This is a genomic window from Lysinibacillus sp. NPDC048646, assembly GCF_050272295.1.
GTDB lineage: Bacteria > Bacillota > Bacilli > Bacillales_A > Planococcaceae > Lysinibacillus.
In genome coordinates this window covers 107702-118769 of record NZ_JBNNLZ010000011.1, presented here as the reverse complement: position 1 = coordinate 118769, position 11068 = coordinate 107702, and the positions used below count along the sequence as shown (strand labels likewise).

At 36.4% G+C, this 11068-nt stretch carries 7 protein-coding genes; 2 read left to right on the top strand and 5 right to left on the bottom strand.

The genetic code is table 11. The annotated features are described in order from the left end of the window. Nucleotides 1-250: 250 nt before the first annotated feature. The gene (locus ACQKII_RS13640) at nt 251-1561 is read left to right on the top strand and encodes a hypothetical protein (protein WP_427460039.1); all 1311 of its coding nucleotides are present in this window, start codon (nt 251-253) and stop codon (nt 1559-1561) included. A 1089-nt stretch (nt 1562-2650) separates the two neighbouring features. On the opposite strand, the gene ACQKII_RS13635 is transcribed toward ACQKII_RS13640, so the two are convergent. From ACQKII_RS13635 to ACQKII_RS13615, 5 genes are all read right to left on the bottom strand, one after another. Continuing rightward, complete coding sequence (locus tag ACQKII_RS13635) at nt 2651-3610, bottom strand: ABC transporter substrate-binding protein (protein ID WP_427460037.1); 960 nt, start codon at nt 3608-3610, stop codon at nt 2651-2653. Between the two features lie 105 nt (nt 3611-3715). After that, the gene (locus ACQKII_RS13630; protein WP_427460035.1) at nt 3716-5305 is read right to left on the bottom strand and encodes an ABC transporter substrate-binding protein; all 1590 of its coding nucleotides are present in this window, start codon (nt 5303-5305) and stop codon (nt 3716-3718) included. Further along, the gene (locus tag ACQKII_RS13625) at nt 5298-6323 is read right to left on the bottom strand and encodes a helix-turn-helix transcriptional regulator (protein WP_427460033.1); all 1026 of its coding nucleotides are present in this window, start codon (nt 6321-6323) and stop codon (nt 5298-5300) included. The genes ACQKII_RS13630 and ACQKII_RS13625 overlap by 8 nt, the downstream gene beginning before the upstream one ends. A 115-nt stretch (nt 6324-6438) precedes the next feature. Next, nucleotides 6439-7626, bottom strand: a complete 1188-nt coding sequence (locus tag ACQKII_RS13620) for an MFS transporter (protein ID WP_427460031.1) — start codon at nt 7624-7626, stop codon at nt 6439-6441. Nucleotides 7627-7849: 223 nt separating this feature from the next. Beyond that, a complete protein-coding gene (locus tag ACQKII_RS13615; protein WP_427460029.1) occupies nt 7850-9784 on the bottom strand; it encodes an AraC family transcriptional regulator in 1935 nt (644 codons plus the stop codon). Between the two features lie 232 nt (nt 9785-10016). Here ACQKII_RS13615 and ACQKII_RS13610 point away from each other — a divergent pair, with 232 nt between their 5' ends. Then, the gene (locus tag ACQKII_RS13610) at nt 10017-10979 is read left to right on the top strand and encodes an ABC transporter substrate-binding protein (protein WP_427460027.1); all 963 of its coding nucleotides are present in this window, start codon (nt 10017-10019) and stop codon (nt 10977-10979) included. Nucleotides 10980-11068 lie beyond the last annotated feature (89 nt).

Here is an 11068-nt window from a genome sequence, read left to right as displayed (position 1 = left end):
CAAAAGCTTTGCTGTACTGCCCATCAGCTTGGATATTCTATCCTTCAATTTGAAAATTTAATCCGGCACTTTTGCCATTTTATCCGTCACTTTCGCTATTTTATCCGTCTCTCCAATTCCCATAAGGACAGAAGTTACACATGCATATAAAAAAATAGCGACCTATCTACCTATTCATCCAAAAAATGCATAAAAATATCCTAAGCTATGATAAAATTAGTAATTATAGAAATAGGAGGTTTTCACGTATATGAAACACCAAAAAAGCCTTGCCTTATTTGCTTTAGTAGCGCTTCCTTCGCTCATTTTTACTACACCTACTACGTCAGCATCTGCTGCTGATATCTCGGCAAATTCAAAGACAGCATACACATACAATTATAATTACTATTATTACTACAACTCTAATGTTTCGAACGTTATACAGCTCATTAATAACATTAATGATACCGTTTCATCATTTCAACCAACATTAGAGGCGGCTAATAAAGCCTACAATGCATTAACAGAGACAGAGAAGCAATACGTAACGAATTATGGCACACTGTCAAATCACCAGCAAACAAGGGTAGCCTATCGTCGACTGGCGACACAAATCGAAGAAAAGTTAGCTTCTGTCGAATCGACATCCATTAATTACTATCAAAACGTTATTGAAACGAGAGATTGGTATAACACATTGAATGCCGCACAAAAGTCCTTTGTTAGCGCAGATACACAAAAAATACTGACATCTTCTATCGCGCCCAATACATCCGTTGATAAAGTTGTTAATAAGATCCAATTGTTGAATTCATCTCGCATTAGCTTCCATAAAGATGTCGCAGAAGCAAGAGCTGAATACAATGCATTACGTAGATTTTCAAATGTTTCTTTCCCTAGCGGTACTGAAAAACTATTACTAGATGCTGAACAACTTGTCTTGAAAGATAAAGCTGCTGCCAAGGAAGTGGAAAATGCAATTGCTGCATTATCGCCAAAAACGTCCACAACACAGGATGTACAAGCTGTCAAAACAGCCTTTGAAGCGTTAACGCCTGTTCAACAACAACTTGTTCCGAATGTAGGGATATTAGTAGACTATGTTAATGGCAAATATAAGCTCCCGACTAAGGGGAATTCGATAAAAACGCCTATATTATCAGACACAGCAGCTGTACCAGGTAAAAACACGGCGATGTCCAAAAGCAGAAATACCTATAAAACAAAGATCAATGTTGCTGACTCTGAAATCAGTTCAGAGCGCTTTGTTTTAACAACAAAAGCAAACATGACTGTCATCGTTCCACCACTAGGTACTCTTGTCAATGAAGATTCTGGCGTAATGGATATCCAGCTCACAAGAAATTTAAATCGTATTACCTTCCAAGCAACTTTGAATAAAAAACCTGTAGAATTCGTGGCTGATATAGAAGTGATCATCGAGAATTTACCAAAGGATGCTTCAATCGTTCGAATCAATGAATTCGGCGATCAAGAACCGGCTTCTTACATAGTCAATGACAATCAACACATTATTCAAACGAAAACATCTGGTATATTCCAAATAATTAGAAATTAACAAACCCGAAAAGAGCCAATACTACAACCAAATATTTATAGAGCAAATCAAATTGGAGGCTGGGACAAAACTTTAAATTTTAAGAAAGAGGAGCATAGGCGTTATTAAATTTTTGCTATCTAAAATGAAGAAAAATTTAGACGTTCTTCCTTTTGGAATAAAAAATTTTAGAAGAGAGCACTAGTTGATGGTAGCGAAGGCGTCCGCCGTAGCGGACATCAACGCTTACAGCAAAAAAGTGTTAGATCACTATCAGTCGATCTAACACTTTTTCTCTTTTGTCCCAGCCTCTCTTTTTACATCAACTTATTTTTCCTTTTCGTGTGCCACCAATAGTGCTGCCACTTCTTCTATCTGTCCTAAAATTGAAATTGGGTCAGACGACCAGAAGCTCCATCCATCTATTTCAAAAATCTGATCTTTTTGTACAGCATCAAGCGTACCCAGATTGGTGCACTCTTAATTGGTAGACTATAATACTCATGGATATAACAAATTACTGGTTCAACTAAGTCTGGTTTTTGAAGATATACTTCTTGACTATGTAATTGTCGTAAAAACTCGTAACAAATTGAAAAAATAACAAATGTTTCTTCAACACAGCTTATATTTAGGCACCCTCCTTTTTCGCTATGTAATACATGAAAGTTTTCCAAGTTATACGCCTTACCGTCCAATAAAATACGTACTTTACCTTTCATTGAGTATAGGAAACTACTAGCAGGTAATCGGTATGATGAAAGCTCCTCACCACATTCCTTATTTACATAACGTCTGTCAAACACTCGAATCGAAGCATATTTCCACAAGAGTAAAAGATTATCTATATTCAAAGTAAATTTTCACATTCTTTACTTTTAAGTCAATTAATGAAAAATTAATTAATCTAACTTTGACTTCATCAATATAAATTAAATATTTTTCTAATGGCTGTTTGATTTTATCCGTCATTTCAAAAATATAATTCCAAATGGAAAAGAAGCACCATCTGCCATAAAGCAAACAATGGTGCTTCTTTTTCAATTAATCTTCTTCAAATCACTGATAAAATGCCTTCTTAATTCTTTTGTAAACAGAGAATCCGCTTTTTTAATTTTTTTGATTTGTAAGCCATGTTGTTAATTCCTCTACCTGCGCTAACACAGCAGTCGGATCGTAGTACCAAGAACGCTCTTCCGGCCAAACATAAAGACGATCGTTCTTTACAGCAGGCAAAGTTCCCCATAGTGGATCCGCCTTGAAATCTTCAACTGTTCGACTGTTAGAAGTCATAATAATATAATCACCAGCATAGTTCGCCAACACTTCTTCAGAAAGTTTAGCCCATTGTTTCTCCATAATTTCTTCTGCTATATTTGCAGGGGGCTTGCGTCCAAGTGCTTGATAGATAGGCTGTCCACCACGACCGAAATTATCACCATACACATAAGTCTCCTTATCCGTATATTCCATGATAGAAAAGCTTAATCCTTCCTCAATAACTGCATCAACCTTTGCTTTAGCATCTGCAACCTTTTGATCGTAATGATCTAACCATGCTTCAGCTTCTTTTTCCTTACCGAGCAGTTGCCCGAAATATGTTAGCTCCTCATGAGCATTTTTTAATTCCCCATATGGAACAACAACAGTAGGAGCAATTTTACTTAACGTCTCATAGTTATCTCCATTCCCAGTAATGATTAAATCTGGGCTAAGCGCCAGAACACTTTCAGTAGATGGCGCTCCGTAATCACCTATATCAGAAATCCCAGTTAGCGCATCTTTGAAATAATAATTTTTAAGCGTTAATCCAGGGGCTCCTACTGGAATAATGTCTAATGCGATTAGACTACCTATGTATTCCTCCGCTACAATGCGTTTTGGTTGTACAGGAATTGTAATTTCTCCATTCACTGTAGTTATCGTTTTCGTCATGTTGGTTTGTTGTGTTTCTTCATTTGCCGCTGAGTTCGCCGTACTTTTTGTTTCTCCACAGGCAGCTAAGACTAACATTATAATCAGAAATAATGGCATGATAAACTTCTTACGTTGATATTGTGCTAAGCGCAATTTTAAACCCTCCAAATATAATCATTGATAATAATTCTCAATTGTAATTGTAATGTGGTGAGTTACCATTGTCTATGCACTAGAATGATCTACAGCTATTCATTTTTATGATGTTAACACCTTCATTAGTTCATGTAGCTGTGACTTTGTGGACAACGGATCATATCCATAAAACAAGTTTGATTGGTTAATCACATATACTTGCTTCCGTTGCACTGCCTCCATCTTTAGCCAAGATTCTGATTGAAATAATTGCTTTACCCGCCTTCTCCCCTCCTTATGTGTAGGAAGTGCCGTAATAAATATATGATCAGCTGGGTAATTTGCGATAGCCTCAATATCTTTCTCAATATAGCCGCGTTTTTCTATATTATGATTAAGCATAGAGGCGGGTAAATGAAACCCCATTTCGTCATACAAAATTTGGCTTCCTCTGCCATAGCTACTATTAATACAATATGCGGTATTTTCACCGATTTCCCATACAATGGCTGTCCCTCTTATGCCTAGATGGTAATCAAGTTGCTCATTACAATGCAAAATTAATTTATCATAATGACTAAACCATTCCTCCGCTTGTTGCTGTCTATCTACAATATCTGCAATAAGGCGAAACTGCTCACGCCAACTACTATGCATAAATGGAACTTCAAGTATTGGAGCTAATGAAAGCAATGACTTATTTCCCTTTGCTGTATCATAGTTAATGATTAAATCAGGCCGCACTGCCGCGATATTTTTATAGGTGGACGTTGTATCCTGCTCATAATTATCTAGCTTGTATACTGGGCTTACTTGCTTAACATCATCTAGCCATTCAGAATAAACCCCCAATTCAGGTATAACACCAAGTGCAAGTAGACATGCAGTATGATTCGTATTAAGCGAAACCACTCGCTTTTGCTTATTATAAAAAGCGGAAGGAGACATCCCCACCAACTGCTTAAATTTGCGGCTTAAATAGGTACCTTCTTTGTAGCCAACTTCCTGCGCCAGATTATCTAATTTAGGCATGTTATATAGCAACTTCTGCTGAGATTCACGAATCCGTAGTAAGGCGAGATATGCACTAAAAGTTTGGTCTGTATGTTTGCGAAAAGCACGTGAGAAATGCTCTGGGCTGACTTGTGCTAGTTGGGCCATCTGTTCCCGCGTTAAATCTTCATGAAAATGTGTATCCATATAATTGAGTATTTGTTCTAGCCAGGAATCACCAGGTCGAACTCTATCTTCCGATTCTTCGGAAAGTGCTTCAAGAAGTTCTAAAAATAATTTTTGAACATGGAATGGGTTACTGTTCATAGATTCGCTCGATATTATTTCTAACTCTGAAGCCATACGAATTATCTCGTAAGAGCAGTCCGAAAGCGGTTCGGAATGCTTCAATATGCTCGGTTCAGATTGGTCGTTCGTTAAACCATGGTATTGGATAAGCGTTCCTCGAAGTCTAGCATGTAACTTGGTTGTGATGTCTAATTCTTCTGCATTATGCCAAAGTACCACGCATCCACGTGATAGCTTGTATTGTTTTCCCTTTAAAGTTAGAAATCCTTGTCCATCATAAATAACTAAAATAGATGGTAACGAAGAGATTTCCTCAGATTGATTAAGGACCTTTTCTAACCTAGTAATTTGTATCGGATAATAAAATGTTTGCGATAAAAGTGCTCCATCTTGTGAAATCAGATTAGCCATCTATGTCCCCTTCAATCCTTTGACCTCTAACAAATTTGCTAGGATTGATTCCATATTTATCTTTGAAAGTTTGTGCAAAATAACTAGGGTTAGCGTAACCTACTTGACTAGATACTTCATTCACATTCATCTTCCCTTCCTGTAATAATAAATACGCCTTTTCCAAGCGTTTTTCTCGTAAATAACCAAAAACTGTTGTGCCAAACATCTCTTTAAAGCCCTTTTTTAATTTAAAATCGTTAAGTCCTATCGAACGCGATAATTCCATTAATGTGGGCGGATCTATCATATGTTCAATAATCATTGTCTGAGCTAGTTTGATTTTTGATATATCACTTTTTGAGAATTCTGCTGGTCTTGGAGAATTATCAAACAGGAAAGAACGAAATGTCATAGATAGTAGTTGTAATGCACAACATTCTAACTCTATATTTGTCATATGTTTGCTGTCTACTGCATCCAACATTTGCTTAACAATAATAGATGCGGATGGTTGCATTTTTTCTTGAAAAATTCGGAACGATTTCTCTCCAATAATATGGGAAAATTCTTTCACAATACCTCTACCACCGCCCGTTGCTTGCATAAAATGATTGAAAGTTGAAACTGGCATGCCAATGCCTACCATTTTATAACATTCATTTTTATGAAAAGAAAAATTTGCTGCTACTTGCTCTATAAATTGAAGTGAGCATGTCCCTGAAGCCATTTCGTGCTCTAATCCTGAAATCTGAATTCCTCTAGCACCTTGCATACAAAAACTAAGTTCAACCATTGGCTGTTTCGTAGACATTTGCATTTTATAATTTTGATAAAAAGTATAGTCGGAGATGACCACTTCTAAATCTGAACGTGGAATCAAGCGATGTATCGTTCCTTCTTTAACATTGGATTGGAATGCCATATACTCTGTTGGGGCGCCATGTTTCTTTGCTATGTCCAACGCATTGAAAAAATGGCTAAAGTTCTGATGAAAGTTAGTTGTCAATGTTTCATCACCATCCTTTATAACTCTCATTGAGAATGATTTTCATTATCTGTTGAAAGTATAGCAAATTCATGATTCATTTGCTATTAAATGAAAAATAAAAAAAGAGATGGGTTAGATTACTTTATTGTTACTAACAATACCTTTACTGTACTTCTTTCGATTGAAGCATCAATGTAAGAAGTACACACAAGAAAAACATAACTGCACCAAAACCGTAAGCGGATATATAACCACCAGCGTATTCTATTAATCCACCAGCAAGCACAGGGCCGATCATTTGACCAACTGCATAAAAAATAGATATAAAACCAATGGCAGTTGCAACATACTTAGGTTGCACTTGTTGACTGGCTTTCATTTGGATTAGCACAAGAACACCGCCAAGTGAAGAACCCCAAATAACTGCTGATACAATAAATCCTGCTATAGTTCCGCATACAATTGGAAGAATATCTCCAACCACAGACAATACTAAAGCAGCAAGTAATGCTTTTTTTACACCTATTCGATCAGCGAGCATTCCCCATAACGGAGCACCTCCAATTGAAACAATACCCGCTATCGCATAAACAGTTCCTGCCATTGCATTAGAAAGTCCAAGCTCTTTCATATAGCTCGTTTGATATAAATTCGGTATTAAATAGATAATACCAACGATAAAATAGAGCACTGCAATGAAATACAGTTCTTTACTTCTCCACCCATTTGTATTTTCGTCAGCATTTACATTTTCATGTGATGCATGTGGAGCTTTTAAAACAAACGCTGCAAGTAACACTACTATGATTGTTATGCTTGCAAATATTAGCCAAGGGCCTCGCCATCCAAGCTGTGGGAAATGCTGTAACATAAATGGCACAAGTATACCGGATAATAGCATCCCAATACCTGCCCCACTCATTAACAGTCCCATCACTGTTCCTCTTTTCTTTGGGAACGAGCCAACTGCTATTGATAGAAGAGGTGTATAAACAAGCGCACTACCCGCGCCTGCTAAAAACAAACTTATAGCTGCCCACCAAAAGTTCGTGACAAATACAAGACCTGCTAGGCCTGCAACAACAAGTCCACTACCAAACAGCAACACTTTTCTCGCCCCTATACGCAGCGTCAAAATGCCTGCCATCCCTACAGTTAACAAATAACCTAAAAATAATATTGTTCCTAATAATCCAGACTCTGTCGTAGTGAGTGACAGACCCTCCTGCATGAAAGGTAACATAATTCCATAGGCCATTCTGGCAAAACCCGTGGTTGTAATGATTAAAAACATACCTGTCACAACGAACATCCAAAAGTGGTTCCTGTCTTTCTTTAAAGGACTAGCCATTTCTAAATTCCTCCTACACTCTTTCTACAAATGACAATGATTAACAATAAAAACATTGTTATCGTACCCCTTTGCTTATTTGTTCTCTACCAATTGACGGATATAATAGTGGTTTCCCGGATCTTTTATGATTTAGTAATTTCCATAGCAACAAAAAAGCTCCCATACCTTAATGTAGGCACGAGAGATTTTTCAAAGGCTTATTCCTTTTTAAGTAAACATATTATTTTCCCCTTTCCAGTAAACTATCCACAATAAATTCAAGCTGTTTATCTAAGGAAATAGGATCACTGAAGAAAGAATCATATTCATCTATGATGAATACCCGGTTATTTTTAATAGCCGGCAGATCCTTCCATAAAACCCCAGATGTTGATTTTTCAAAATCGGCGTTATCTTCAACAAATATATAATCTCCAGCAAACTCTGGGAGTTGTTCTAAAGAAAAGGAGACCCATCCACCCTTTAAATCGATTGCTTCTTTCTGAATTAACTCAGGCGCCTTTAAACCAAACTCTCCGTACATGATTTCTCCGCCTCTTCCAAATTTATCACCATATGCATATATTTCTTTTTCACCCACACCGAGAATTGATATTGTTTTATTGCCTACCTTCTCTTGAATAAGTGGTTGGTACTCAGCAGTTTTTCTATCCCAATTAGCAATCCATTCTTCTGCAACTTCTTCTTTCCCAAACATTTTTCCAAATTCAAGGAATTGCTCTTTAAAATCCTTTTCTTTAGGCTTAATAGCAATGGTTGGGGCTATTTTTTGTAGGTTTTCAACATTTTCAGAGGACGTTTTTGTAATGATTAAATCTGGCTTTAATTCGAGAATTTTTTCGAGTGATTCATCATCTCCAATATTCTCGACACCATCCACTAGTCCATCAAAGTATCGATTTCTTAAGCCAAATTGAGACAATCCAACAGGTTTTATGCCAAGTGCTAGTAAGTAACCAGCGTAACTTTCTGCAGTGACAACAATCCTTTGTGGATTTTCTGGAATTTCAACTTCGCCATTACCAGTAGTGACAATTTTAGTTCTTATTTGGACTTCTTCGGCCTGAGAAGTTGTTGTCTTTGTGCTTCCGTTTGTTGAACTATTTTCTATTGCTCGCTCAGAACATGCACTCAATAACAAAGTAAAGCATAAAAATAAAGTTGCGAGCATGTGCATTTTTGTAGGTTTAACCATTAATAAGTCTCCTTTTTTAGTATATTGATAATGATTATCACCAATATATCGTTGAGAAGCTTGTCCAACAATGGATAATTCTATGAAGTTATCTGGAGAATCTTCTGTTTTTCGCTGATTTAATGCTATTTTTCTATATTTCGCAGGTGAAACATCCTTATATTTTTTAAAAAGGCGGCTAAAGTAATACGAGTCTTTATATCCTACACTTTCGGCAATCTCACTGACTGTCGCATCGGTTTCAACTAACATCATTTCAGCCTTTTCAATTCTGGTGAAGATTAAATATTCAATTGGGCTAAATCCCGTCTTTTTTTTAAATAAAGAAGATAAATGAGGTACACTGTAGTTCAAATTTTCTGCAAGGGATTCTAACATGATGTTCTCAGCATAATGCTCCTGTATATAGACAATGACTTGGTCGGCAAGCTCTGGTAGCTTCACCTCAACTCCCTGTGCGTGGAGCTGTTCCAAAATATTATAAGCAAATTGATAGAATTGCGCTTTCACATGGAATCGATCAATCAACTGTGGTTGTTGCCATGTTTGATTCATCAATTTCACCTGATAAAAAAGGGTGCTAGGATAATTCGGCAAAAAACTATATTGCATATGGAATGGATTACTTTTCTCCATCTTCTCTATGATGCTCTTTGCACATGGTAGCGGCATTGTTGCTCGATAAAATATCATATAATATTCAAATTCTGCTTCTGTTAAGGATATGCTCAGGTGAATTCCTTTGCCGCTATGTATCACTTGAAATTTTTGAAAAAGATATTCGATTTTATTCAGTTGCACCACAGCACTGCCGCGTGTTGCAAAAAGGAATACACTAGCAGGCAACTTATAGACATCCAAAGATTCATCCTTTTTCAACCTATTATGACGTACATCCAATACTTTAATAGAGGCATGATTCCATAGAAAAATATGATGATTAATGTCCAATGTATTCACTCATTTCTTTTGTTTGCAATTACTAACATAACCATTATAATGATAATGATAATTATTATCAATTATACATATTATCTTTCCATTATTCGTCTACCTTTTTTAGAGCATTTTGTATAAACATCAATTAGACTACTTTATTTTCTCCATTGTGCAAAATAACAGGCTACATTATGCTTTCTTATATCGATAATGATAATCATTATCTATTTCATTTATATATGGAGGAACTTACATGAAAAAGCTAAATCGATATATGCTCATTTGTAGCGTACTATTAATATTTGGGTTATTGCTAACTGCTTGTAGCTCAAAGAACGAAGCAACAGGTAAGAAAGAAGAAAATCCAGTGGAAGAAGCAAAGGTACGTGTTTATAAGGATACTGTAGGCCATGAGGTTGAAATTCCTGTTTCACCGGAAAGAGTGGTTTATCATGGCGAAGGATATGGTGACTTACTTACTTTAGATGTAAACACAGTTGGTGCTGGCTTCGCATGGATTACGAATTATGCATGGGAAGATCGTGTACAAAATGTTGAGGATGTAGGCTTCCCTATTAATGTAGAAAAAACACTAGCTTTAACGCCTGACCTTATTATTATTGCAACTACCGATGAAAAAATATATACACAGCTTTCCAAAATCGCACCAACTATAGTACTTGATACATTCGCTCCTTTAGAGAAACGCTTATCAGAGCTTGGCGATATACTAGGAAAAAAACAAGAGGCCACTGCATGGGTAAACAACTATAACGAAAAAGCAGAAAAGATGTGGAAATCGCTAATTGATGAAGGCACTATCAAACCCAATGAAACAGCTTCTGTTTTGACTTATTATCCCGGGGATCGTTTGTTTGTCATGGCACGTGCTGGTCTCTCACAAGTTCTTTATGAATCGGAAGGTGGCTTTAAACCAGGAGAAAATATCCAACAAATTCTTGATGAAGAGAAAGGCTTTGTTGAAATTTCCACAGAACTTCTCCCTGAGTATGCTGGAGATCAAATATTCATACTTACTCCAACAGATGATGAAGCGAAACAATCCACTAATGATATGATGGAAAGCAACATATGGAAAAACTTGCCTGCTGTCAAAAATGGACATGTTTACACGATTGATATTCAAAAAAGTGACAGTGATGCTTCTACAAGAGAATGGTTACTAGAAGAAATTCCTACTATGTTAAAAAAATAAATAATTCGTTAAGAGGCATTTCATCTATAGTTGAAATGCCTCTTTATATTTTATACAATACCATTAATTGATAATCATTTTCATTTATA